This window comes from Pseudomonas sp. HMSC065H01 (assembly GCF_001815235.1).
GTDB classification, from domain to species: Bacteria; Pseudomonadota; Gammaproteobacteria; order Pseudomonadales; family Pseudomonadaceae; genus Pseudomonas; species Pseudomonas aeruginosa.
Genome location: NZ_KV819941.1, coordinates 14,506 through 38,188 on the forward strand (window position 1 = coordinate 14,506; position 23,683 = coordinate 38,188).

Below are 23,683 nucleotides of genomic sequence, written 5' to 3' on the forward strand. Positions count from 1 at the left end.
GAGGTCAGGATCGGGCGGCGACGAAGCGTCGTTCCAGTTCGAGGCTGTCGGCCATGCGGAAATCGCTCCAGCGCTCGCTCAGGCCGAGATGGCTGTCCGCCTGGCAATCCGGGGCACTGGCGCAACGGCGGGTGAAGGTGTTGACCACCTCGACCATCTCCTCGCGCTCGGCGCCGACCAGCAGCGCCGCGTGCGCCAGCACCACCGGCCGGCCGGCGCCGTTGCGCCGCCAGCGTTGCGCGGTCCCGGCGAGCTTGCGCCCATCCAGGGTGACATTGTAGCGGCCGTCGCAGAAGGAACCGGCCACGGCGCCCACGCCGGCGTCCAGGCCGCGCTCGCGGAGCCAGTCGCAGATCGGCTGGCACAGCCGCAGGTAGGCGGTTTCGATACGGGTCTGCTCGTTGTCGCCGGGCCCCAGCGCATAGGACAGGGCGATGTTCAGCACGCCCGGCGATTGCGGCACCGGCTCGCCGCCGGTATCGCGCAGCAGCACCGGCCAGCCGCGTTCGGCGACCGCTGCGCTGGCCGGCACGAATCCTTCCAGGCGCTCCATCCGGCGCGGCATGACCAGCGCCCGATCGCACGGCTGCCAGAGCAACAGGCCATGCTCGCGGGCACCGCCACACACCTCGTCGAGCAGGGCGCGCTCGGCGTCCAGCCCATCCTGCACGGAAAACACTTCGACCACGATTCTTCCTCTTCCAGGCTGGCACGGCTCGGCTCCCACGCGGGGAGCGCTGCCTATGATAGCCAGTGGCGGCGCCTCCGTGCGCCGTAATCGCGAGGAAGTTGCCGGGAAATCAGCAGGTTGCCGAGCGCAGACGGGCCGGGCGGCGCTGCCAGAACTCGGCCAGCAGGACCCCGGCCAGGGTCAGCGCGCCGCCGACCAGGTGATGGACGGTCAGGCGCTCGCCGAGCACCAGGGTGGCGATGCAGGCGGTGATGATCGGCAGCAGGTTGAAGAACAGGGCCATCCGGCTCGGCCCGAGACGGGCGACACCGTGCATCCAGGCCAGCGCGGCGACGATCGAGGCGAACAGCGCGGCGTACAGCACCAGCGGCAGGTTGGCGGCGTTCAGGCCGGTGCGCGGCGACAGCAGGTACAGCGGCAGCAGGGCGAGGATCGCCACCAGCACCTGCAGGTAGAGCAGTTGCATGGCCGGCAGCTTCAGGCTCCATTTCTTCAGCAGCACGCTGTACACCGCATAGGCCAGGGTGGCGACGATCATCATCGCGTCGCCGAGATTCACTCCATGCTCCAGCAAAGCGCCGAGATGGCCCTGAGAAATCACCAGCACCACGCCGGCCAGCGACACCAGCGCGCCGAGCAGCGCCCCGGCGTTCAGCCGGTGGGCCAGGATGCTGCTGGCCAGGCCCAGCGACATCAGGGGCATCAGCGACAGGATGATGCCCATGTTGGTGGCGCTGGTCAGCGCCGCCGCGTAGTAGGCCAGGCTCTGGTAGACGGCCATGCCGAGCAGGCCGAGGACCACGAACTTGCCGAGGTTGGCGAGGATGTAGCGGCGGTTGCGCAGCACCGGGCCGAGCATGAAGGGCGTCAGCGCCAGGCCGACCAGCAGCCAGCGGAAGAAACCGATCTCGGCGGGCTGGATGATCCCCACGGCGAGCTTGTTGACGACGGTGTTGCCGGCCCAGATGAACACGGCCAGCAGGGGAAACAGGTATTGCATGGGAGGTTCCGCACTATGAAAAAGGAATACGCGGCCATTCTGAGCCAGTCCGAATACAGACGTATAATGAATTCCAGACAAACCACCCGTAGGTTCGGACATGTCGACCACCACCTTGCTGCGCCTTCCCGATCTCCAGGGGCAGTCTTTCGACGTCTATTTCCGCTATGACGAGTTCGGCGCCGACACCCATTCGCCGCCCCACACCCACGCCTGGGGCCAGCTCAACTATGCAGCCCATGGCGTGATGCAGCTGGAGATCGACGGCCAGCGCTTCCTCTCGCCTCCGCAATACGCGGTATGGATACCACCGGAGCGGGTGCACAGCTGCTACAACAGCCAGGCCATCGTCTACCGCTCGCTGTACCTTTCCGCCGAGCTGTCACGACGCCTGCCGGCGACACCCTGCACCCTGGCGATCAGCGCGATCCTCAAGGCGATCCTCTCGGACTTCGCCGAGCGCGGGGTCAACCTGCCGACCTCGGCGCAGGACCTGCGCCTGGCCCGGGTCGTCATGGACCAGCTGGAATGCGCCCAGCCCCACGACGACTACCTGCCCTACGGCCGTACCCCGGCGCTGCGCGAGGTGCTCGACGCACTGCAGGCCGAGCCGGGCGACAACCGCTCGCTGGCGCAATGGGCGCAGCAGGTGCACAGCACCGAGCGAACCCTGGCCCGGCACTGCCAGCGCGAACTGGGCATGACCTTTGGCGAATGGCGCCAACGCCTGCGCTTCCTCGCGGCCATCGAGGCGCTGGAAGCCGGCAGGGGGATCCAGCAGATCGCCTTCGACCTCGGCTACAGCAGCCCCTCGGCGTTCATCTCGATGTTCCGCCGGCTGGCCGGCACCACACCGGAACAATACCGCCTGGCCAGCCGCGCCCAGGACATGCCGATGCTGTAACCCGCCGTGCATGCGTTGCGGCTATGCTCGCAGCAGCCACCATCCGGAGTTCGCATGCCAACCGCCAGCCGCCATCCCGACACCGCCCTCGCGGTGTTCCTCGCCTTCCTCAAGCTGGGCTGCAGCGCCTTCGGCGGGCCCATCGCCCACCTCGGCTATTTCCGCGACGAGTTCGTCCGCCGCCGCGGCTGGCTGAGCGAAAGCAGCTACGCCGACCTGGTCGCCCTCTGCCAGTTCCTTCCCGGCCCCGCCAGCAGCCAGGTCGGCATGGCCCTCGGCCTGGCCCGCGCCGGCTATCCCGGCGCCCTCGCCGCCTGGCTCGGTTTCACCCTGCCCTCGGCGTTGCTACTGGTGCTCTTCGCTCTCGGCCTGGGACGCTGGGGCGCGCTGTTGCCCGAGGGCGTGCTGCATGGCCTGAAGATCGCCGCGGTGGCGGTGGTGGCCCAGGCGGTCTGGGGCATGGGACGCAGCCTGTGCCCGGATCGCCCGCGCCTGACGCTGATGGCGCTGTCCTGCGCGAGCGTGCTGGCCTGGCCCACTGCCTGGACCCAAGTCGCGGTGATCGCCGGTGCCGGCCTGGCCGGCCTCGCCCTGTTGAAAACGGAAGCAGTGGAAGGCCACGAGCGGCTGCCGATCGCCATCGGCTACCGCGGCGCGCTGCTGTTCCTCACCTTGTTCGCCGTGCTGCTGGTCTGCCTGCCGCTGGCCGCGCGCCTCTGGCCGGAACACTGGCTGCGCCTGCTCGACGCGTTCTACCGGGCTGGCTCGCTGGTATTCGGCGGTGGCCATGTGGTGCTGCCGCTGCTGCAGGCGGAAGTGGTACCCAAGGGCTGGGTCGACGGCGATACCTTCCTCGCCGGCTACGCGGCCGCCCAGGCGGTACCGGGCCCGCTCTTCACCTTCGCCGCGTTCCTCGGCGCAGCCTCGGGCCCGGCGCCGAACGGCTGGAGCGGCGCGCTGCTGTGCCTGCTGGCGATCTTCCTGCCGTCGTTCCTGCTGGTCGCCGGTGCCTTGCCATTCTGGGAACGCCTGCGCCACGAACGCCGGGTACGGGCAACGCTGGCCGGGGTCAACGCGGCGGTGGTCGGCCTGCTGCTGGCGGCGCTGTACCAGCCGCTCTGGACCGAAGGCATCCTGCGCCCGGCCGACTTCGCCCTGCTGCTCTTCGCCCTGCTGGCCCTGCTCGCCTGGAAGACGCCGCCCTGGCAAGTGGTGCTCGCCTGCGCCGTGGCCGGCGGCCTGATCGCCACAGCCGGCTAGCCGTTCAAGGCCAGGCTCAGCCCCTGCGCCGTCGGCGCGGCCGCCTTGCCCGGCTCCGCGCCCTCCGGCCGGTAGCCGAGGCGCAGGCCGCCCCAGTGCTTGCCGTGGATGAAGATCGGCACCGAAAGATCGTGCATCAGCTCGCCGGTGTCACGGGTGTAGGTCTGTAGCAACAGCGGCTGCTGGTGGCTGCCGCAGCGAATCCCGGTGCGGTCGTTGAACAGGCGCTTGCTGCGGCTGCGCAACGCGTCCGTCTGCGGGTCGCCGCTGGGCGGATGGGCGAAGGCGCGATTGTGGGTGGGCACGTAGCCTTCGGGGGTACAGGCGATGGCGAATACCAGGTTGCGGTTGCGCTCCAGCAACTGCTCCTGGATGCCCGGCAGGACCTGGTCGGTGTAGCTGTCGAAGCGGGTCCGGTACTTGGTCGGCTGGGTATTGGGCAACGGCTGGTAGCTGCGGTCGAACAGGTCATCGAGGTCGATGCGCCCGCTGCGCACGTCCTCCTCGAAGCGAGCGGCGATAGCCGCCGCGCCCTCCCGGGCGAGGTCGTAGACCGACTGGTGGTAGGCGTCCAGGCTGACCTCGGCGAGGCGCTCGCTGATCACCTCGGCCTGGTTCTCCAACTGGCTGGCAGCTTCGCCGAGGCGCAGGGTCTGTTCCTCGCTGGCGCTGAGGTCGCCGCGCACCTGCTCGACCGCGGCGAACAGGCTGGCGAGTTGGCTGCGGTTGATCTCGGCGCCCTGGGCGATCTCGGTAATCTGGCTTTCCACCCCGGCCGCCAGTTCGGCAATGCCTTCCAGTTGCCGACCGGTCAGCTCGACCTGGCCGACCCCTTCCCCCAACTCTTCGGAAAGCTGGCGGATCTGCTCGACCACCTCGCTGGTCTGGCGCTGGATCTCGGCGACCATCTGGCCGACTTCCTCGGTGGCCTCGGCGGTACGTCCGGCCAGGCCGCGCACCTCTTCGGCAACCACCGCGAAGCCGCGCCCATGCTCGCCGGCGCGGGCCGCCTCGATGGCCGCGTTGAGGGCCAGCAGGTTGGTCTGGCTGGCGATGCCCTGGATCACCAGGGTGACCCGCTGGATGTCCTCGCTGCGCTGGTTCAGCGCCTCGATCGCCTCGCGGCTGGCGCCCATCCGCTCGCTGAGCCGATGCATGCGCTCGATGGTCGAGGCCAGCAGCACCTGGCCCTCGTCGCTGCCGGCGCGCGCCCGGGTGGCGGCGTCCATGGCCTGGCGCGCCAGATTGGAGGTGGCGCGCTCGGTGTGGATCATCACTTCGGCGCTGCCGACGATCTGTTCGGCGGCGTCGAGCTGGGATTGCAGCTTCTCCGCCAGGCGCTTCACCGAGAACGCCACGCCGGCGGCCGACAAGGCGTTCTGGCTGGTGTTATGGGACAGGTCGCGAGCCAGCCGGGCGATGTCGGGCTCGCCGACGGTCGCCACCGCCGTGCGGTTGCCGGGAAGCAGCCAGGGCAACCAGAGCAGCGCCACGCCGAGCGGCAGGGCCAGGTACAGCGGCAGCCAGCCATGCCGGGCGCCGACCAGCAGGAGAACCAGGGCCAGGCTCTGCAACAGGCAGACGAAGAGGATGCGGGAACGAGCGGGCTGCATGAGTAAATCTCCGGCCTCCGGGGCGTTGCGTCATGACCCTGGGGTCGGACGGGCGACGGCGGGGCTTCTTTATTTGACTTGTAGTCCGGTTTGTAGCCCGCCCCCGGAAGCGCCGCCATCGTTCCTTAGTGGTATGGCCAATGGCTGGCATTCGACTAGCGCAGGCCGCGACGAAAGGCGGAGAACACCCCGGACGCGTCGGCCAGGCCTTGATCCATGGGGGCTTCGCCGCATTTCCAGGGGACGCTCGAAGAACTTCCGTCCTGCCGTCCGTCGGCCGACACCGTATGACAAGCCCGGAGCCCACGTTATAATTCCGCGCCCATTTACAGCCGGTAGCGGTCGACTAGACTCCCAACCGGCGCTGGCCGGACCCCGCTTCCGCCCAGCCTGGTCGCTATCGGGCCCGCTCTTTTTGGACTCAGGACCACCCGTGACGAAAGACGAATTGCGTGCCGCGCTGGCGCGCGAGGAACAGCGTTACAAGGACGTGTACGGCGGCGAAGTGACGCTTTATGCCGCCCAGCCGGAACCCGACCGCAAGCCCTGGCGCAAACGCCCAACCGTTCAGGAGCAGGCGTTCGACAGAGAACTGCAGAAGATCGAAGAAGAGCGTCTCAAGGCCGGGCAGGAAGCAGCGAACCCCATTCCATTTACCTCCAACCGACAGGAGAGCGACGGATAACGAAGCGTTTCAATCTGTTTCGTTTTTCCCGCAAAGCCCGATGCGACGGGGCGTTGCCCGCGACAATGGCAACCTTCCGGAGTTCCAGACGGATAAAAACGCATCTGGCATAATCGCCGCCCCGTCTCTGACCGGTTTCTCACATGTTCGATCTTTTCAGCGGGCTCGATGCCTGGGTGGGTATCAGCCTGGTGCTGGCCCTGGCCTTCGTCCTCACCTTCGAGTTCATCAACGGCTTCCACGACACTGCCAACGCGGTGGCCACCGTCATCTACACCAAAGCGATGTCCCCCTACCGGGCGGTGATGCTCTCCGGTGTGTTCAACTTCCTCGGCGTGCTGCTCGGCGGTGTCGGCGTAGCCTACGCCATCGTTCACCTGCTGCCGGTGGAGCTGCTGATCAACGTGAACACCGGCCATGGCCTGGCGATGGTCTTCTCCCTGCTCGCCGCCGCCATCGCCTGGAACCTCGGCACCTGGTACTTCGGCATCCCGGCCTCCAGCTCGCACACCCTGATCGGCTCGATCCTCGGCGTCGGCCTGGCCAATGCGCTGATCACCGACGTGCCGCTGGCCGAAGGGATCAACTGGCAGAAGGCGATCGACATCGGCCTGTCGCTGATCTTCTCGCCGCTGGCCGGCTTCATGGTCGCCGCGTTGGTCCTGCTCGGACTGAAATGGTGGCGTCCGCTGTCGAAGATGCACAAAACCCCGGAAACCCGTCGCGAACTCGACGAGAAGAAGCACCCGCCGTTCTGGAACCGCCTGGTGCTGGTGCTTTCCGCCATGGCGGTAAGCTTCGTCCATGGCTCCAACGACGGCCAGAAGGGTATCGGCCTGATCATGCTGGTACTGATCGGCATCGTCCCGGCCAAGTTCGTCCTCGACCTGAACAGCACCACCTACCAGATCGAGCGCACCCGCGACGCCGCCCTGCACCTCAGTCAGTTCTACCAGCGCCACACCGATACCCTCGGCGACATGCTGGCCCTGGGCAAGAGCAATGGCAGCGAGATGCCGCAGTTCTACCGCTGCGATCCGAAACAGACCGAGCCGACCATCAACGCGCTGCTCCGCGACCTGCGCGGCGTGCCCAGCTACAACGACCTGGACGCCGACGAGCGCGTGCAGGTGCGTCGCTACTTGCTGTGCCTGGACGACACCGCGAAGAAGGTCGGCAAGCTGTCCGACCTGCCGGCGCGGGAGAAGGCCGACCTCGAGAAGCTACGCAAGGACCTGACCGCGACCACCGAATACGCGCCGTTCTGGGTCATCATCGCGGTGGCCCTGGCTCTCGGCATCGGCACCATGGTCGGCTGGAAGCGCGTAGTGCTCACCGTCGGCGAGAAGATCGGCAAGCAGGGCATGACCTACGCCCAGGGCATGAGCGCGCAGATCACCGCCGCCGCCGCCATCGGCATGGCCAACATCTACAGCTTGCCGGTGTCCACCACCCATGTACTGTCCTCCGGCGTGGCCGGGACCATGGTGGCGAACAAAAGCGGCCTGCACGGCGGCACCGTGCGCAACATCCTGATGGCCTGGGTGCTCACCCTGCCGACTTCGATGGCGCTGTCCGCCGGCCTGTTCTGGCTGGCCTCGCAATTCATCTGAGCCGCCTCGCCGGTTGAAAAAAACGCCTGCTTGTCCGCAGGCGTTTTTTTGCCGCGCTCCCACCGACGTCATCCGCCCGCCTCGGCGGGCAGCGCCGCCAGCGGCAAGCGAACCACGAACAACGCGCCCTCCCCCTGGTTGGCCGCCGTCAGGCTACCGCCCATGTTGCGCACCAGATCGTGGCTGACCGAGAGACCCAGGCCGGTACCCTTGCCCTCCACCTTGGTGGTGAAGAAGGGTTCGAATATCCGCTCCAGCAGGAGCGGTTCGATCCCGCCGCCGTTGTCGTGCACGTGCAATTCGACCCAGCCCGGTTCGCGGCAGGCCACCTGCTCCAGGCGAATGCGCCGGCTGGCCAGGCCGGGATTGCCAAGCAGGGCATCGCGGGCGTTGGCGAGCAGGTTGATGATCACCTGTTCCAGCTGGTCCGCCTGCCCTCGTACCACCATCCGCTGCGTCGGCGCCGGGCACTCCACCTCGATGGCGTGCTGACGCAGCCCCTCGCCGAGCAGCCCCAGGGCGCCTTCGAAGGCGGTATAGGGGTCGAACGGCAGCGCCTCCAGCGCCGACTTGCGGCTGAACACGCCGAGGTGGCTGACCAGGCGGTCGACGCGCATGACCTGGGCATCCATGCGCTCCAGTTTCTCGCCCAGGTAGTCGCCGTCGAGGCCGACGCTGTTCATCCGCTGGCGCATGTTGAAGAGGGTCATGCGCAGCACGTGCAGCGGCTGCTTCACCTCGTGGGCGAGGCCGCTGACCATCTCCCCCAGGCTGGCCATCTTGGCGCCTTGCGCCAGTTGCTGCTGGGCCCGACGCACCGGCGTGTTGTCGCGTCCCACCGCCTGTACCTCGCACAATTCGCCCCGGGCGTCGAACAACGGTCGCTCGGCCCACACCAGCCAGAGAAAACGTTGCCCCGGCAGGTTGAAGCGCAGTTCCGGCACCTCGCTGGCGCCCTCCCGCGGCGAACCCAGCAGACGCGCGCGCAAGGCGCTGGCGTCTTCCGCCGCCAGCCACTCGTCGAGCCGGCGACCGACCAGGCGCTCCGGGCTGGTCGCGAGGCTATCGGCGAAGGTCCGGTTCACGTAGGTCAGCACCAGGTCGGCGGTATAGCGACAGATCAGCGCCGGCGAATCCTCCACCAGGACCCGGTAGCGTTCCTCGCTCTCGGCGATACGCTGTGCCGCCAGGTGCTGCTCGGTCACGTCCAGCCACAGGCCCACCGCCTCGCTGGGCAGGCCCTGGGCATCGCGCAGCAGCTTGGCTTCGTCGTAGAGCCAGTGCCAGTTGCCCTGGCCATCGGCGAGGCGATAGCGGGTCTTCACCCGGCCTTCGCGAAGCAGCTCGCGGCCGCGGGCGAAAAAGGCCTCCAGATCATCCGGATGCACCCGCTCGGCGAGCGCCTGCCAACTCTGTCCCTGCAGGTCGAGGCCGAGCAGGTTGCTCGCGCTTTCGCTGTAGAACTCCGGCACCAGGTGCCCCTGCTCGACCCGCTGGACATAGATCACCACCGGCGCACTGTCGATCAGGCTGCGCAACCGCGCGTGGGCCGCCTGTGCCCGTTCCTCCTGGCGCCGGCCTTCGCTGATGTCGAGCAGCACGCCGGACAGCCCCAGGGCACTGCCGCGTCCCAGCGGCCGGCCCTCGATGCGCAGCCAGCGGCGCTCGCCGCGGCTATCCGGCTGACGCAGGCAAAGGTCCTGGGCCAGCGCCTGGCCGCTGCGCAGGCTGGCACGCAGGCGCAGGCCGAGCTCGTCGGCGTCCGCCGGTTGCAGCAGGCCCTGCAGGTGTTCCAACGGCACCCGACGATACTCGCCGGTCAACCCCAGGCTGTCGTGCAAGGCCGGCGCCAGTTCGAAGAGTTCCTGCTCCGCCCAGTAACGCCACCAGCCGCCGCCGATCATCTCCTGCAACAGCCCCAGCTTGCGCGAACTGTCGTGCTGCTCGTGGAGTTCGCAGCGGTCCGCCACCTGGTTCGCCAGCAGTTCCGCGAGGTATTGCCAGTCCTGCGGCGCGGGCCCCTGGGCGAGCTGCTCCAGCGACATCGGCCGGACCAGCAACGCCCCCAGGCGGCCACCGCGCATCGTCGCCGGCACCAGGTAGAGCGCGTCCTCGCCAATCTGCCGGAGCAGCGTCGAGGCGCCTTCGCCACGGCGTAGCAAGCGCGCGCCCGCCCCTTCACGCAGATCGTCGTCGGCGAGTTGCAGGGTCGGTCGCAGCAAACTGTCACTGCCAGGCCGCACATGACTGGCGAAGACCGTGCAGAAGCCCTTGCCGTCGCCCAGCAGCAGGGCGATAGCCTGCATCTGGAACGCGCCGGAGAGCGATTCGAGAATCTCCTGGACCGCCTCCGCCAGGTGCCCGTGGGAGACATGGCGCAGACGCGAAAGGATCAGCTTGCCCAGGCTCAGGCTCTGCAACTGGTGCTGCTGGCTGTCGGACTGCCAGTTGAGGTCGGAGATGTCCATGCCCAGCAGCAGCGAGCGTCCCAGGCCGTCGAGCGGCTGCATCGGCTGGAAACGACAGGTCAATGGCGCGGCGGCATCGCTGCGCAGCGTCAGGTCGAGACGCTCGCCCCGGCGCAGGCCGGCCAGCGTCGGCGCACCGGGGGCGCGCCGCTCCAGATACTCGGCGAAAGGCCGCGGCTGTTCGCCAAGCCCATGGGCGCACTGCAGACGATACGCCTGCCGCCCGCCGACCCGGATCACGCGGTCCTGTTCGTCCATCTCGAAACACAGGTCCCAACTCCTCAGCGAAGCGCTCCAGAGGGAGGGGCCTTCCTGCGAAAAGGGTTCCGGCCTCTCGGCCTCGGCGGACGACGAGCGGGAAAATTCGAACATGCGACCACCTCACAGCAACAGGTTGGCACTCGCCTTCAGCGTCTGCGGCAGGTTGGGAATCGCGCCGATGCCGGGGAAGCTCAGCACGGGGATGATCGCCTTGCCCGGATCGCCGTACGGGTACTGCACGCAGACCTCGATCCGCGACGTGGCGCTGACGTAGTCGGCGTACTGGCCATTGCCGGCACAGGGCTGGAGGTTCGCCCGCCAGGCCGCCGGCATCCAGTCCAGGCGCGCGAGCAACTCGTCCCTGGCACGGGCTTCGGCGAGGCTCTCGTAGCCCGCATCGGAGGGATCGACAGCGATCGCCGCACGGGCCCCCACGGCAGCGGCATCGTTGAACGACTGCAACATGAGCAAAGGAATGCTGTAGCTGATCAGACCGTAGACCAGCGCGAAAAACAGCAGGAAGATCGCTGTGAATTCGATGGCGACGGCGCCGTGCTGGCGTCGCCGGGAAGCTTTTCCGAGCATGAGCTGACATCCCCGATCCGCATCCTTAATACTAGTCGTCATTCGCTCCGCCAACGTTACTGAAAAGGTATTAATCCAGATGTCGAAAAAAGGCTGAAGAACAGGATGGAGCAATTAGCACTGGCCTTATGGGCAAGCGTTTGCGGATATCAGGACATCAAACGTTTGCGCGTCTCCAACTGGCTTATCCTGGGCGGATTTCTTATTTCCTTTGTTTATTTATATGTGAAAGAGTCAAGCCTGACCGGTGCTACGGTTAATATGGCAATGACCGCACTTTTTATAGGCGTCTGCCTCAGCCTTCCCGGCTACCTTCTCGGCAGGCTCGGCGCTGCCGACGTCAAGTACCTGGCCGCACTGGGGCTGGCCAGCGACCCACTTACGGTGCTCTATAGCCTGGCCTTCGGCTGCCTGCTGTGCATCGCGCTATTCATCCTCGTAAAGTTATTCAAACGTTCGGTAGAAAAGTCCGCAATGAATGAAGAAGTTCGCCTTCGAAGGGCACCGTCAAAAAACAAGTCATTCCCTTTTATATTCGCCATGGGCGCCGGCCTTTTGGCACATCTGATTATCAGTAAAATTATCTGAGTAAACTTGCGGAAGACCTCACTTAGCGACTATATGCTTATGGCTAATACCATTCGGTATGGCTGCATTCCAATGCACGTCCCCTGTTAAAAACAAAATAAGCAAATGGAGCGTATGACCATGGACAAACCGGCCTCGCGGCATTTCAGCGTCTTGATCATCGATGATGAACCCCAGGTGACCTCGGAACTCCGCGAACTGCTGGAAAACAGTGGCTACCGTTGCGTAACCAGCACCCACCGGGAGTCGGCGATCGCCAGCTTCCAGGCCGACCCGAACATCGGCCTGGTCATCTGCGACCTCTACCTGGGGCAGGACAACGGTATCCGCCTGATCGAGAGCCTCAAGGAAGTCGCCGGCAACGGCAGGTTCTTCGAATCGATCATCCTCACCGGTCACGATGGCCGCCAGGAAGTGATCGAGGCCATGCGGGTCGGCGCCGCCGACTACTACCAGAAACCGGTGGCGCCGCAGGAACTGCTGCATGGCCTCGAACGCCTGGAGAACCGCCTGCACGAGCGCGTCCGCAGCCAGTTGAGCCTGAGCCACGTCAACCAGCGCCTGGAATACCTCGCCGAATCGCTGAACTCGATCTACCGCGACATCCACAAGATCAAGTACGAGGTACACGGCAACAGCCAGCCGAGTGCCCTCAAGAGCGAAGACAGCCAGCCGTCCGCGCCGCCGGCGTCGGTCGCGGAAAGCCAGGTGTCCCCGAGCAATCCGCTGTTCGGCAAGCTGTCGCCCCGCCAGCAGGCGGTGGCGCGGCTGGTGAGCAAGGGCCTGACCAACTACCAGATCGCCTACGAACTGGGCATCACCGAGAACACGGTGAAGCTGTACGTCTCCCAGGTGCTGCGCCTGATGCATATGCACAACCGCACACAGCTGGCGCTGGCCCTGTCGCCTGCGGCGATGCAGCAGGGCAGCGGAGCGGTGGTGCACTGACAGGCGCGATGGCCCGGCGGACCTGCTAGATCAGCAGTTCCGCCCTGCCGACATCGACCTTCAGAATCTCCGCGTCGATGTATCCAAGTTGTACCCCCAGCAAGGGCAGGACCAGATTCAGGATCGGCGTCAGCAGCCCATCGACCAGAGGTGCCACCACGGAATTCACGATGAGGTCGGTGAGCGCCGTCGAGCCGCACAGCAAAGGCAAGCACAGTCCGAGCACCACGGGATTGACGTTGATGCTGGTTTTCAGGGTACTGGCGAGAAAGCCGCTTTCCGGCAACCTGCGGCTCTGGACGAGATCGGAACCGTCGGCTTTCACGTTGAATCGCGTATCGCCCGAGCTGCCGGCGATCGAGGTATCGAGCTTGAGATCCAATCGCACCAAGCCGCCAAGCACCAGAATCGAGCCGACCTGATCGATGTTGGCCGGACTGCCGATCTTTATCGTCGCTCCGCTGCTTCTCCAGCCGAAGTCCAACGCGGTATCCGGGCGGGTACAGGCCATGCTTTTCAGCCAGACGGCTCCCGACGCGCCTTCGATGGCCAGTTGCAGTTTCGTGGTGGCGAGAATGGACAGGAACCCGGAATCGATGTCCGCCGTAAGTCGTACCTGGGACTGGCGCACCTCCGTGCGCCAGGCACCGCTCTCATCCTGCCCTGGCGGCCCGGAGACGATCCTCTTCGGCTCTACGACTGTGAGCCGTGCATTGGCCAATCCGGGGATGCCCAGGTTCACAGCGACCGCGGAATTCTTGTTGGCGACCTGGGCAACCGCCATGATGAGATCCAGCGCATTGATCGCCGTATCCAGCTGCGACATGCTGTTCACCTCGCCGGCGCTCAGCCCCAGCAGGTCTCCCAGTTTCAACGTGGCCGACTTTACCCCCACCAATTGCGTTCTCAGGGCCTCGACCGAGGCTACGCCGTTCTTCGCCAGGACGTTCACGCTGGCGGCGAGTACCTGCTGCAAGCCGACGTTGGTATTCAACAACTGTTCGATGGTCCCCAGGCTGGTATCGACCCCGATCAAGCCCATTCCATCCGCGCCGAGAATGTCCAGCACACTGAGCTTCGCGTCGGCGATACCGTTGTAGGCCGCCGCGGAGAGATCGATGTGGGTGCCCAGCAATCCGCTCAGGATGGGGTTGAGCAACGCCGATTGGCCACTGTTCACGCTGGCCAGCCCCGTACCTGCGGAAATCGTGGCGTTCGGCAGGCGGCGCGCCACGGCCTCTGCGCGGAGATCGACGTTGGCATTGCCGCCGCCGAACAGTCCCCCGAGGTTGGCGACCAGGCTGCCGGGAACGCTCTTGGTCACCTTGACATGCACCGCCTCGTTGGCGGCAGCCGCGTTCGACGCGCTGGCTATGAAACTGCGCAGGCCGCCGGCACTCAGCACGCCGCCGACCTCCGCCGACAGGCTGGAGCCGGCGGCGTCCGCATCGAACCCGTTGAGCATCGCGCTGGCCTTGGCGAAAGACGTCGCCTGGGCAGAACTCTGGTCGCCGCACAAGGCTCCCTGGGAGGCACTCTCCAGCGCCGCCACGTCCGCCACTCGCTGCAGGTTGCGCTGCTCCAGGTAGAGCCGCCCGGTATCCACCACCAGCAACAGGCAGATCAAGGCCAGCAGCAGGGTGGTCGCCGCCAGGATGCCGATCGCCCCACGCTGTCTTGCAGGCCATCCGTTCATGCCCTGCCCCTCCGCCAGGAACCGTCAGTTCTTGCTCTCGCCGAAGCCACGATCTTCCAGCAGGTACTCGGGAATCTCGTGCTCATAGCTTTTCAGGTAGCGCTGGTAGGCACGCTGGCGCTCGGCGGCGGTCGCGCTTTGCCGGACCGGGCTGGCGGCCCGGCCGCTCGCCTGGATGGCCAGCCAGGCGCGGGTGGCGGTCTGCGGTTCGGCCGTCGCTGGCGCGGCAGGACGGACCGCCGGCGTGTCCGCGGCCCAGGCCGGGCCGGACAGGAGCAGCAAGACGCCGAACAGGATTCGCTCGTGCATGGTTCACCTCTCCGGCGCCGGCTCAGGGCGCCTCGTTGGCCATCGCGGTATGCATATTCGCCTCCGCCGGCAGTTCCGCCAGCGGGTCGTCGCTTGCCGGCGCCGCGTCAGGTGTCGGTACGGCACCCCAGCTGCGCGCCCGCGCCTCGGCCGCGCGGATGTCCCGGGCATCCAGCTGCAAACGCTCGATCAGGCGCTGCGCATCTTCCCGGTCGCCTTGCAGGTACAGCAGGCCGAGCAGGTTGGTCGCCGGCAGCTTGCCACCCTGCTGCAACTCCAGCGCAGTGATGAATTCGAAGCGCGCGCCGACACGGTCGCCGCGCTTGAGCAGGGCGACCCCCAGGTCGTTGCGGAAGCGGCTCTCGGTCGGCCGCAGGCGCGCCGCCTCGCGCAGCTCGAGGACCGCCCGGGCGCTGTCGCCATTGCGCAGGGCGAGCAGGCCGAGGCCGTGGTGCGCCTCGGCTGCCTTGCAGGTTTCCAGCAGCGCCTGGTACTCGGCCCTGGCCCGCGGGTCGCCGATCCGGCGCAGGATCAGCGCCCTTTCCTCGCGCACGTCGAGCAACCCCGGCGGCATGCTTTCCAGGTTGGCCAGGGCCGCATGCAGGCGGCCCTCGCGGATCATGTCGCGGACCATGTTCATCTGCAGTTCCTGCTCCTGGCCGAGCTGCTGCGAACACTCCCGTGGGCCGTCCCGCCCCGGCAGCGCGGCGCAACCGCCGAGCAGGGCGGCGCACAGGCCGATGCCGATCAGTGCTTTCATCCCAGTCCTCCCAAGGCCTTGGTGATGGCAATGACGCCCGGACCGGCGAGGACGATCAGCAGCGCCGGGAACAGCAGCACCATCATCACCAGGCTCATCTTCGCCGACAGCTTGCCGATGCGTTCCTGCAAGGTGGTCAGGCGCCGGTCTTCGAACAGTTGCTTGAGCGTCAGCAGGGTGCTGCGCGCACTGCCGCCCTGACGCAACATCTGCCGTAGCACGCCGCAGCAGTCGTTCAGCGGGTCCACCTGCAGGCGCCGGGCAAGCGCCTCCAGCTCTTCCGCCAGGTCGATGCCGTTGTCGGCACGGGTCAGCGCCAGGTCCAGCTCGCGGGCCAGTTGCGGGGTGATCCCGCGGCCTTCCAGGCAGACCACGCGCAGCGTCTGCTCCACGGTCAGGCCGGCGTCGAAGAGGATGCGGATCAGTTGCACGAACAGGATCATCTCGTCGGCGATCAGCGCCCGGCGCGCCTTGGCGAAGTGCTTGAGCACCTGCTTGGGCAGGAGGAAACCGATGCCGGCGGCGAACAGCAGCGGCACCGCGTAGGACGCCTCGCTCTCGGCGCGCAGCAGCTTGACCAGCAAGACCAGGAGAACGAACAGCAGCGGCGTGAGGAACACCGAGATCAGGTACAGGGTCCGGTAGCGACTCTCGTGCCAGCCGGCCTGTTGCAGCAACTGGCGGGCCTCGCTGTCCATCAGTTGCAGGCGCCGCACCCAGAAGCTGTCGTCCATCCGCTCGGTCATGCCGGCCAGCCACCTGGTCGAGCCGCCAGGGTTGGCCAGCGCTCCCAGGCGCCTCTCGATCAGGCGCTGCTCGCGGCTGCCGTTGCGCGCCTGGAGCAACAGCAACAAGGCACCGCCGACCGCCATCAGGAGCGCCGCGAAAATCAGCCACTGTGCCTGCATGGCCACCTCCTAGACGCTCTTGAGCATGCGCCACAGCGCATAGCAGCCGAGCAGTTGCAGCCCGAGCGAGGCCAGCAGCAGGAAACGCCCGGTGCCGTCGGCCCACATGTTCAGCAGATAGCCCGGGTTGCTCGCCAGGATGTAGCCGCCCAGGGCGCTCGGCACGCCGGCCAGGACATAGGCGCTGATCCGTGTCTCGCCGGTCATCGCGTGCAACTGCCGGCTGAGCTTCTCGCGCTCGTGGATGAGCTTGACGATGCTGTCCAGCAGGTCGCTGGTATTGCCGCCATAACGGTGGTTGACCGAGACGCCCAGGGCGAGGATGCGCAGCTCCTCAACCTCGTAGAGTTCGGCGACTTCCTGCAACGCCTCCGGCAGGTGGATGCCGAGAAGCACGTGGTTGCGCGCCAGGGTGAAGATGTCGCGCAGCGGCTCCTCGGCATTCTCCACTGCCTGCATCAGCGCGTCGCCCAGCGTGCGCCCGGCGTGCAGGCTGCGCACCACCTGGTCGAGGAAACGCGGCATCTGCCGGATCATTCGCTTCAGGCGGCGCTGGTAGAGCATGCCCAGGGCGACGCGGCAGGACAGCGCCGCCAGTAGCAGGCCGCCTAGCGCGCCGACGATGCCGAACAGGCGCAATCCGCTCCAGACCAGCAGCAGCGCAAGCACTGCCGCCCCGAACAACCACGGACGCGGGCGCTGGATACCGGCGCGACGCATCTGGCGAGCCAGCCAGTGACTGCTGCGCGGCCGCACCGCGACCGCATCCTGGCGTCCCAGCAGCCGTTCAACCACCAGTTCGTTGCGCCCGGCGCGCCAGCCCATGAACGCCAGGGCCAGCGCGGCGAAAGCCAGCACGCCGCTGAACAGCACCAGCAGTTGCGCGCCGTTCACAGCAGCGCCTGGCGGAATTTCTGCCCGACCGGCGCGGCCTGGCGGACGAACTGCCCGCTACCGCGCCGGTCGAGACTGAACAGCGTATTGGTGACGTACACACCGTCGCGCACCTCCAGCACCTCCAGCACTTCGCTGATGCAACGCCGACCGCTGGCCAGGCGGGTGATCTGCACCACCACGTCCAGCGCGGCGCAGATCATCAGGCGCAAGGTCTGCTCCGGCAGCCTGTTACCGGTCAGGCCGACCAGCATCTCCATGCGCAGCAGCGAATCCATCGCCGAGTTGGCGTGCACCGTGCTCATCGAGCCGTCGTGGCCGGTGTTCATCGCCTGCAGCACGTCGAGCACCTCGACGCCGCGGATCTCGCCGAGGATGATCCGGTCCGGGCGCATCCGCAGGGCGTTGCGGATCAGGTCGCGGGCGGTCACCTCGCCGTAGCCCTCGGCGTTCGGCGGACGGGTCTCCAGGCGCACCACGTGGTCGTGGCCGAGTTGCAGCTCGGCGGTGTCCTCGATGGTGACGATCCGCTCGCGTTCGTCGATGAAGCCGCTGATGACGTTGAGCAAGGTGGTCTTGCCGGTGCCGGTGCCGCCGCTGATGAGGATGTTGCAGCGGCGCGAGACCGCCTGGCGGAGGAACTCGAGCAAGGCTTCGTCGACGCTCTGGTAGGCCAGCAGGTCGGCACTGCGCAGCAGCTCCTGGCTGAACTTGCGGATCGAGATGCACGGCCCGTCCAGCGCTACCGGGGGAATGATCGCGTTGACCCGGCTGCCGTCCGGCAGGCGCGCGTCGACCATCGGGCTGGACTCGTCCAGGCGTCGGCCGAGGGGCGCGAGGATACGCTGGATCACCCGCAGCACATGGTGGTCGTCGATGAAGCGCAGGTCGCTCTGGTAGAGCCGCCCTTCCCGCTCGACGAACACCCGGCCCGGCCCGTTGACGAGGATTTCCGAGACGCCGGGATCGCGCAGGAGGATCTCCAGCGGGCCGAAGCCGGTGAGTTCGTCGACCACCTCTTCGGCCAGGCGGTCCAGTTCGTAGCGGGAGATCGCCAGTTGATGGCGCGAGCCGTATTCGCAGACCTTTTCCGAGACGTACTGGACCACGGCGGAGCGCGCGCCCTCCAGCAGGTTCATGCCGTCTTCGTCGATCTCGTCGATGATGTAGCGGTGCAGGCGCAGCTTCAGCGCCTGGATGTCCTGCTCCTGGCGGGAGTGGAAGGCACCGCCGTCAGGACGCGCGCCGAATCCCGTGCTCATAGCAGCGCCGCCTTGGCCCGGCCGAGCCAGGACAGCAGCGAACGGCGCTCGCCGCGTGTCACGCACAGGCTGTCCGCCAGTTGCCGCAGCTTGGCCGCCAATGGGTCGCGCGGCGCCACCTCGAACAGGCTCTTGCCGAGGTTCTTCGCGCGCAGGCGCGATTCCGGGGACAACGGCAGGACACCGAACAGATCGAGGTCGAACATCCGGCTCAGGGCCTGCTGGTCCGGCGCCACATTGGGCAGGTAGCGCTCGATCAGCAACTCGATGGAGGGCAACGGCAGGTTGCGCTCGCGCAGGCGGCGCAGGCGCTCCAGGCCCTTCTTGCAGGACGGTACGCTCTGGTCGACCATCCACAGCACGCGGTTGGCCTGCACCAGCAACTGGTTGCTCAGCTCGCCCTCGGGCAGCCCGGTGAGGTTGACCACCACATGGCTGAACGCCCCGCGCAGGTTGCCCAGCAACAGATAGAGTTCGGCGGTGGTGACTCGCTCCAGCACGCCGGGCTCGTCGGTCAGGCTGAGTATCCGCAGGCCGCTGTCGAGGCGGGTGAAGGCGCTGTCGATCAGGGTCTGGTCGAGGCGCCGCAGGTTGCGCAAGGCATCGCTGAAGGTGAAGGCCGAGTCCAGGCCGAGGATCGCCAGCGCCTCGCCGGTGGGCTGGCCGACGTCCAGCAGCAGGACCTGGTTCGGCGTCTGCTCCTGCAACGCCTTGGCCAGGTGCAAGGCGACGAAGGCGCCGTCGGCGTCCGGTCGGGCGCTGACCAGGGTCAGCAGCTCGCCCTGGCGCGCCGCGCTCACCGGCACGCTGGGCAGGCGTCCGCCGAGGCGCCGGATCAGCCCGGTCAGCTCGCTGGCGCGGGCGCCGTAGGTGATGAAGTCGCGCGCGCCGGCGCGCATCGCCGCCAGCACCAACTGGTTGTCCAGGCCGTCGCCGATGGCCACCACCGAGAGCATCGGCCGCGCCGATACCAATCCCTCGACCAGCGCGCCCTGGGACACCAGGTTGCTCTTGCCGAGGCTGATGAACAGCACCCCGGCGGCGGTGACGTCGAGCAGCGCCAGCAACTCCTCCAGGCTGGCGCTGCCTGCCGGTACCACCTGGCCGGCGGACGCCAGGCTGTTCTGCAACCAGTCGAGTTCGCCGGGATGCTGGGTCAGCGCCACGAAGTTCTGGTTCATGCGCGCCTCCTAATCCGACAGGCCGGTGTCGTTCTGCTGGCCGTCGTACTCGCCGCGCTCGAGGAAGTACAGGCGCGAGAACCCCGGATCGTAGTGCCGCAAGCCCTCGCCGGGCAGGTCCGGCAACTGTGCGTCGGCGGCCAGCGGCTGGACCAGGTGCGGGGTGACGATCATCAGCAGCTCGCGGTCGTCCTTGTCCAGCTTGGTCGAGCGGAAGAACGCACCGAGGATCGGGATGTCGCCCAGCCAGGGAAACTTGTCGACGTTGCTCACCGAGTTGCTGCTGGTCAGCCCGCTGATCACGAAACTCTCGCCATCGGCCAGCATCACGCTGGTGTCGGTGCGCCGGACGCGCAGTGCCGGCACCGCCACCCCGCCGCTCTGGATGCCGGCGCTGTAGTCCAGTTCGCTGACCTCCGGCGCCACCTTGAGAGCGATGCGGCGGTTGTTCATCACCGTCGGGGTGAGGGTCAGGCGGATGCCGAACTCCTTGTATTCGATGGTGACGTTGTCGTTGGTGCCGTTCGGCACTGGGATCGGAAACTCGCCGCCGGCGAGGAACGACGCGCTCTGCCCGCTCATCGCCACCAGGCTCGGGCGCGCCAGGGTATAGGCGAAGCCGCTGCCCTCCAGGGCATTCATGAAGCTCAACCACTTGCCGCCGCCGAAGATCAGGTTGAATCCCGAGCTGCCGGTGCCGAAGGTGCCGCCCAGGCCGCTGCCGTCGGCATTGACCTTGATGTCGCCGAGGCTGCCTGGCGCACCGAGCACCCAGAGGTTGCCGCCGCGCCGGACGAACGAGGTGCTGGCCTGCTTCAGCTTGCTGCGGCTGACCTCGACGAAGCGGATATCGGTCTGCACCTGGTTCGGTAGCTCCTCCGCGGCGCCGGCGGTGAACGCTGGAGCACCGCGGGTATCGACGCTACCGCGTCCCTCGACCTCCACCAGGCTGCGCAACGGCTCGGGACTGCAGCCGGTCCAGATCAGCAGGCTGGTGGAGCCCTGTTCCTTGCCGGTGACCAGGAAGCCGCGACGATCCAGCAACTGTACGTCGGCGATCTTCGGATCGCCGATGGCCAGCCGCTCGATCGGCACCGCCAGGCGCAGGTCACGCTGTTGTCCCTGGACGACGTCGACCCGCGGCGCCTGCGCCAGCAACTCGATGCAGCCCTGCGGCAAAGCCAGTGCCGGCAGCGCCAACGCCACCCCCAGCAGCCCTCCCAGCCAGCGCGACACGCCTATCCCGGTGCTCCGATGCATATGCCGGCTCCCCTCAAGGCACTTCATGGGTCATGGCGCTGCCACGGTAGACCGTGACCCCGTTGGCCACCGGCACGCGCGGAGCCGCGCTGCGCACGCTCGGCGCCGTCGGTTTGCGGCGCTCCAGCAGTTGGTCGAGACTCAGCGCCGCGCTCGGCGCGCCCAGCGACGCTTGCAGCAGCGCGCCTTCCTGCTCCCTGCGGTAGAGTTCTTCGTCCTTGCTGCGGATGGCCAGGCGCAGCGAACCGGCCTGGCTCGCCAGCATCAGCCGCGCCACGCCGTCCTCCGGTACCGCCAGCACCGCGGTACGCGGCGGACGCGGGTCCTTTTCCTGGTTCGAGCGGTCCTGTCCATCGCTGCCCACGGCGATCCGCTCGCCGTAGGTCAGTACCCGGACGCCGGGCAACACCAGTTGCGCCAGCGGGGTCGATTCGCCGTCCCGCTCGTCACGCACGAAGAGCATCACGTCGACATAGTCGCCGGGCAGGACGAAGCCGCCGCCGCCGACCACTTCGTCCACAGCGATCGCCATCGCCCGCTCGTCCGGACGGATGGTCCGGGCCAGCGGACCGCCGGGTTCGAGGGTCGCGGCGGAAAGAATGCTGCCGGCCGGCACCGCGACCCAGACCCGCTTGCCGAGCAACGCCTCGGGCCTGTCGTAGCTACCGACCGGTGCGGTCCGCAACAGCTCGACGCTCAGGTCGTCCTTGCCGATCACCGCCAGCGCCGGGAGATCGCGACTGGCCACCAGCACCGGCTTGCGTTCGAGCTTTTCCAGCGAAGCGTCCACCGTCGCCGAAGCCGGCGCCACGGATGGAGCGTGCGCGTTCGATGGCGCGCGGCCGATGGATACGCCGAGGTATCCGAGCAACACCGCACCGAGCAGCAGCAGGCCGGCCAGGGCCATCAGCACCTTGCTATTCATGGGCAGACCCCTGCTATGCGTCCGGACAGGTCGATGAACGGAAAATCACCGGCGATCGCCGATGAACGAAAAAGAAAAAGTGGCGTCTTGCTGTCCGTGTCATGGCCATACTCCGGGACTGGCTTTCCATGGCAGGTACATTGGGTTATCGACTGGCGACAGTCGTTATTCAAGAACCAAAGTTCATAACTTCGACCATGCGGCGATAGGCCTGAATCTAGACTTGGGATAATCAATGTCAATTTGTCATTAGATGTAGTCCAAGCCTTGTAACTCGCCATATAACCTTGCGACTAATCCACTCCTACTAATGCCATTTAGTTGTTGCAAAACGCCATCATCGGCCTAGTCTCAGCGTGGAGGCAGGGCTCTGTCTCGGTGATTGCCGCGTTCGAGGAGCAAACAAGAATGAAGAACCTGACTCTGCTCGTGTATTGCAAACTTCGCGCATTCCTGGCGGACGAAGAAGGGGCAAATGCCATCGAATACGCGGTTATCGCAGGTTTGATCGCGGTGGCTCTGATTGCCGTATTGAGTCCCACGGACAGTGGTATCGTCGGCGGGCTGAAAGCCTTCTTCGACGGAGTCGGCGAAAAAGTCGGCGGGCTGGCTCCGACAGCGAACTGACGCGAGCGCTTTCCCGGTCGCTTCCCATAGTGGCGCCATTTTCATGGCGCCACTATTTTGCCTTTGTAATGGCACTGTGCTACAAAGCCTGCCGTTCAGGCGCTGGATCATGGCTTTCCCCCGCAAGCTCCCTACCTGGTGGCCTGGGCTCCCCGCCCTTCTTGAGGCTTTTGCCAGGACGCATCGCTCATGCTTCGCTCGCTGTCGTTTGCCAAGAAAATCCTTCTCGCCGCCGCGCTGGTGGTAGTTTTCGCCTTCAGCTGCTTCATCCTCTACAACGATTACCGACAGCGCGAGGCCGTGCGCACGGACACGGAAAACTACCTCGGGGAAATCGGCACCCTGACCGCCAGCAACATCCAGAGCTGGCTGGAAGGCCGCATGCACCTGGTGGAAGGCCTGGCCTCGCAACTGGCGCTGCTCGACCAGCCCGACGAGGCGAATATCGCAAGGCAACTGGAACAGCCCGTCTTCAGCCGCAATTTCGCGTCGGTCTATCTTGGCGAGGCGGCCAGCGGCACCTTCACCATGCGCCCCTACGACGCCATGCCGGAAGGTTACGACCCACGTACCCGCGCCTGGTACAAGGACGCGCTGGCGGCCGACCGGCTGATCGTCACCGAACCTTTCGTCGATGCCGGCACCGGCGAGCAGATCCTCGCCATGTCGCTGCCGGTGCGGCACGCCGGTCAACTGCTGGGCGTCGCCGCCGGCGACATGAAGCTGGAGACCCTGACCGCGATCCTCAATTCCCTGAAGTTCGACGGTGCCGGCTACGCCTTCCTGGTCAGCGACGCCGGCAAGATCCTCCTCCACCCCGACTCCGGGCTGGTCCTGAAGACCCTCGCCGAAGCCTATCCCAAAGGCGCACCGAACATCGTCCCCGGGGTCCACGAGGTGGAACTCGACGGTCGCAGCCAGTTCGTTTCCTTCACCCCGGTGAAGGGACTGCCCGGCGTGACCTGGTACGTCGCCCTGGTCCTCGACCGCGACACCGCCTATTCGATGCTCAGCGAATTCCGCACTTCGGCGATCGTCGCCACGCTAATCGCGGTGGTCGGCATCATGCTTCTCCTCGGCATGCTGATCCGCGTACTGATGCAACCGCTCACCGACATGGGCCGCGCCATGCAGGACATCGCCCAGGGCGAAGGCGACCTGACCAAGCGCCTGAAGGTCACCAGCAACGATGAATTCGGTACGTTGGCCAATGCCTTCAACCGCTTCGTCGAGCGTATCCACGAA

21 protein-coding genes and 1 pseudogene are annotated in these 23,683 nt (G+C 66.6%); 8 read left to right on the forward strand and 14 right to left on the reverse strand.

The window, feature by feature from the left end:
* Window positions 1-4: 4 nt before the first annotated feature.
* Together HMPREF3014_RS32740 and HMPREF3014_RS32745 are read right to left on the reverse strand one after the other, a co-directional pair.
* The gene (locus HMPREF3014_RS32740) at window positions 5-688 is read right to left on the reverse strand and encodes a lipoate--protein ligase family protein (RefSeq protein ID WP_023087786.1); all 684 of its coding nucleotides are present in this window, start codon (window positions 686-688) and stop codon (window positions 5-7) included.
* Between the two features lie 112 nt (window positions 689-800).
* Window positions 801-1,691, reverse strand: a complete 891-nt coding sequence (locus HMPREF3014_RS32745) for a DMT family transporter (RefSeq protein WP_003093799.1) — start codon at window positions 1,689-1,691, stop codon at window positions 801-803.
* 100 nt (window positions 1,692-1,791) lie between these two features.
* Between HMPREF3014_RS32745 and HMPREF3014_RS32750 the strand changes: the two genes are divergently transcribed.
* The gene (locus HMPREF3014_RS32750; RefSeq protein ID WP_003103975.1) at window positions 1,792-2,595 is read left to right on the forward strand and encodes an AraC family transcriptional regulator; all 804 of its coding nucleotides are present in this window, start codon (window positions 1,792-1,794) and stop codon (window positions 2,593-2,595) included.
* 54 nt (window positions 2,596-2,649) lie between these two features.
* Entirely contained in the window at window positions 2,650-3,855 is a 1,206-nt protein-coding gene (gene chrA / locus HMPREF3014_RS32755) for a chromate efflux transporter (protein WP_003455245.1), read from the forward strand.
* Here the strand turns inward: chrA and HMPREF3014_RS32760 are convergent.
* Window positions 3,852-5,468: a methyl-accepting chemotaxis protein gene (locus HMPREF3014_RS32760; protein ID WP_016264301.1), complete on the reverse strand. Its 1,617-nt coding sequence runs from the start codon at window positions 5,466-5,468 to the stop codon at window positions 3,852-3,854. The two genes, chrA and HMPREF3014_RS32760, sit on opposite strands and share 4 nt — an antisense overlap.
* A 433-nt stretch (window positions 5,469-5,901) precedes the next feature.
* Here HMPREF3014_RS32760 and HMPREF3014_RS34880 point away from each other — a divergent pair, with 433 nt between their 5' ends.
* Window positions 5,902-6,153: a hypothetical protein gene (locus tag HMPREF3014_RS34880; RefSeq protein ID WP_003117142.1), complete on the forward strand. Its 252-nt coding sequence runs from the start codon at window positions 5,902-5,904 to the stop codon at window positions 6,151-6,153.
* A gap of 143 nt (window positions 6,154-6,296) precedes the next feature.
* On the forward strand, window positions 6,297-7,766 hold the full coding sequence (locus HMPREF3014_RS32770; protein WP_003093821.1) for an inorganic phosphate transporter: 1,470 nt from the start codon (window positions 6,297-6,299) through the stop codon (window positions 7,764-7,766).
* 68 nt (window positions 7,767-7,834) lie between these two features.
* Here the strand turns inward: HMPREF3014_RS32770 and pprA are convergent, their stop codons facing one another.
* The gene (gene pprA, locus HMPREF3014_RS32775) at window positions 7,835-10,606 is read right to left on the reverse strand and encodes a two-component system sensor histidine kinase PprA (RefSeq protein ID WP_023087787.1); all 2,772 of its coding nucleotides are present in this window, start codon (window positions 10,604-10,606) and stop codon (window positions 7,835-7,837) included.
* Between the two features lie 9 nt (window positions 10,607-10,615).
* Window positions 10,616-11,122: a TadE/TadG family type IV pilus assembly protein gene (locus HMPREF3014_RS32780; RefSeq protein WP_003120840.1), complete on the reverse strand. Its 507-nt coding sequence runs from the start codon at window positions 11,120-11,122 to the stop codon at window positions 10,616-10,618.
* A gap of 63 nt (window positions 11,123-11,185) precedes the next feature.
* Here HMPREF3014_RS32780 and fppA point away from each other — a divergent pair, with 63 nt between their 5' ends.
* Together fppA and pprB are read left to right on the forward strand one after the other, a co-directional pair.
* On the forward strand, window positions 11,186-11,668 hold the full coding sequence (gene fppA, locus HMPREF3014_RS32785; protein ID WP_003103961.1) for a type 4b pilus Flp prepilin peptidase: 483 nt from the start codon (window positions 11,186-11,188) through the stop codon (window positions 11,666-11,668).
* 120 nt (window positions 11,669-11,788) lie between these two features.
* A complete protein-coding gene (gene pprB / locus HMPREF3014_RS32790) occupies window positions 11,789-12,616 on the forward strand; it encodes a two-component response regulator PprB (RefSeq protein WP_003103959.1) in 828 nt (275 codons plus the stop codon).
* 25 nt (window positions 12,617-12,641) lie between these two features.
* Here pprB and tadG read toward each other — a convergent pair whose 3' ends face one another.
* The 9 genes from tadG to rcpC are packed head-to-tail and all read right to left on the reverse strand — an operon-like array spanning window position 12,642 to window position 21,811.
* The gene (tadG, locus tag HMPREF3014_RS32795; RefSeq protein ID WP_003103958.1) at window positions 12,642-14,312 is read right to left on the reverse strand and encodes a type 4b pilus Flp biogenesis protein TadG; all 1,671 of its coding nucleotides are present in this window, start codon (window positions 14,310-14,312) and stop codon (window positions 12,642-12,644) included.
* A 24-nt stretch (window positions 14,313-14,336) separates the two neighbouring features.
* Entirely contained in the window at window positions 14,337-14,621 is a 285-nt protein-coding gene (locus HMPREF3014_RS32800) for a DUF3613 domain-containing protein (RefSeq protein ID WP_003103957.1), read from the reverse strand.
* Window positions 14,622-14,643: 22 nt separating this feature from the next.
* Window positions 14,644-15,381 (reverse strand): type 4b pilus Flp biogenesis protein TadD, encoded by a 738-nt coding sequence (gene tadD / locus HMPREF3014_RS32805; RefSeq protein WP_003103956.1) that lies wholly within the window; start codon window positions 15,379-15,381, stop codon window positions 14,644-14,646.
* Window positions 15,378-16,289: a type 4b pilus Flp biogenesis protein TadC gene (gene tadC / locus HMPREF3014_RS32810; protein WP_003103955.1), complete on the reverse strand. Its 912-nt coding sequence runs from the start codon at window positions 16,287-16,289 to the stop codon at window positions 15,378-15,380. The genes tadD and tadC overlap by 4 nt, the downstream gene beginning before the upstream one ends.
* A gap of 9 nt (window positions 16,290-16,298) precedes the next feature.
* On the reverse strand, window positions 16,299-17,183 hold the full coding sequence (tadB, locus tag HMPREF3014_RS32815; RefSeq protein WP_003103954.1) for a type 4b pilus Flp biogenesis protein TadB: 885 nt from the start codon (window positions 17,181-17,183) through the stop codon (window positions 16,299-16,301).
* Window positions 17,180-18,445 carry a type 4b pilus Flp biogenesis ATPase TadA gene (gene tadA / locus HMPREF3014_RS32820; RefSeq protein WP_003103953.1) on the reverse strand — a complete coding sequence of 422 codons (1,266 nt, stop codon included), beginning with the start codon at window positions 18,443-18,445 and terminating at the stop codon, window positions 17,180-17,182. The genes tadB and tadA overlap by 4 nt, the downstream gene beginning before the upstream one ends.
* Window positions 18,442-19,626: a type 4b pilus Flp biogenesis protein TadZ gene (tadZ, locus tag HMPREF3014_RS32825; protein ID WP_003093855.1), complete on the reverse strand. Its 1,185-nt coding sequence runs from the start codon at window positions 19,624-19,626 to the stop codon at window positions 18,442-18,444. Before tadZ ends, tadA begins: the two co-directional genes overlap by 4 nt.
* A gap of 9 nt (window positions 19,627-19,635) precedes the next feature.
* Window positions 19,636-20,886, reverse strand: coding sequence for a type 4b pilus Flp secretin RcpA (rcpA, locus tag HMPREF3014_RS32830; RefSeq protein WP_003110119.1), 1,251 nt, complete (start codon window positions 20,884-20,886; stop codon window positions 19,636-19,638).
* A 13-nt stretch (window positions 20,887-20,899) separates the two neighbouring features.
* A complete protein-coding gene (rcpC, locus tag HMPREF3014_RS32835; protein ID WP_003107382.1) occupies window positions 20,900-21,811 on the reverse strand; it encodes a type 4b pilus Flp biogenesis protein RcpC in 912 nt (303 codons plus the stop codon).
* A gap of 408 nt (window positions 21,812-22,219) precedes the next feature.
* Between rcpC and flp the strand changes: the two genes are divergently transcribed.
* Window positions 22,220-22,438, forward strand: coding sequence for a type 4b pilus Flp major pilin (gene flp, locus HMPREF3014_RS32840; protein WP_003107380.1), 219 nt, complete (start codon window positions 22,220-22,222; stop codon window positions 22,436-22,438).
* Between the two features lie 189 nt (window positions 22,439-22,627).
* Window positions 22,628-23,683: pseudogene (gene pctC / locus HMPREF3014_RS32845) on the forward strand (methyl-accepting chemotaxis protein PctC); the annotation flags it as partial.

Coding starts and splice junctions, on each gene's coding strand:
- chrA (WP_003455245.1), top strand. CDS start 2,650: ATGCCAACCGCCAGCCGCCATCCCGACACCGCCCTCGCGGTGTTCCTC.
- HMPREF3014_RS32745 (WP_003093799.1), bottom strand. CDS start 1,691: ATGCAATACCTGTTTCCCCTGCTGGCCGTGTTCATCTGGGCCGGCAAC.
- HMPREF3014_RS32770 (WP_003093821.1), top strand. CDS start 6,297: ATGTTCGATCTTTTCAGCGGGCTCGATGCCTGGGTGGGTATCAGCCTG.
- rcpA (WP_003110119.1), bottom strand. CDS start 20,886: ATGCATCGGAGCACCGGGATAGGCGTGTCGCGCTGGCTGGGAGGGCTG.
- flp (WP_003107380.1), top strand. CDS start 22,220: ATGAAGAACCTGACTCTGCTCGTGTATTGCAAACTTCGCGCATTCCTG.
- tadG (WP_003103958.1), bottom strand. CDS start 14,312: ATGAACGGATGGCCTGCAAGACAGCGTGGGGCGATCGGCATCCTGGCG.
- HMPREF3014_RS32800 (WP_003103957.1), bottom strand. CDS start 14,621: ATGCACGAGCGAATCCTGTTCGGCGTCTTGCTGCTCCTGTCCGGCCCG.
- HMPREF3014_RS32760 (WP_016264301.1), bottom strand. CDS start 5,468: ATGCAGCCCGCTCGTTCCCGCATCCTCTTCGTCTGCCTGTTGCAGAGC.
- HMPREF3014_RS32750 (WP_003103975.1), top strand. CDS start 1,792: ATGTCGACCACCACCTTGCTGCGCCTTCCCGATCTCCAGGGGCAGTCT.
- tadC (WP_003103955.1), bottom strand. CDS start 16,289: ATGCAGGCACAGTGGCTGATTTTCGCGGCGCTCCTGATGGCGGTCGGC.
- tadZ (WP_003093855.1), bottom strand. CDS start 19,626: ATGAACCAGAACTTCGTGGCGCTGACCCAGCATCCCGGCGAACTCGAC.
- tadA (WP_003103953.1), bottom strand. CDS start 18,445: ATGAGCACGGGATTCGGCGCGCGTCCTGACGGCGGTGCCTTCCACTCC.
- pprA (WP_023087787.1), bottom strand. CDS start 10,606: ATGTTCGAATTTTCCCGCTCGTCGTCCGCCGAGGCCGAGAGGCCGGAA.
- pprB (WP_003103959.1), top strand. CDS start 11,789: ATGGACAAACCGGCCTCGCGGCATTTCAGCGTCTTGATCATCGATGAT.
- fppA (WP_003103961.1), top strand. CDS start 11,186: ATGGAGCAATTAGCACTGGCCTTATGGGCAAGCGTTTGCGGATATCAG.
- tadD (WP_003103956.1), bottom strand. CDS start 15,381: ATGAAAGCACTGATCGGCATCGGCCTGTGCGCCGCCCTGCTCGGCGGT.
- rcpC (WP_003107382.1), bottom strand. CDS start 21,811: ATGAATAGCAAGGTGCTGATGGCCCTGGCCGGCCTGCTGCTGCTCGGT.
- HMPREF3014_RS32780 (WP_003120840.1), bottom strand. CDS start 11,122: ATGACGACTAGTATTAAGGATGCGGATCGGGGATGTCAGCTCATGCTC.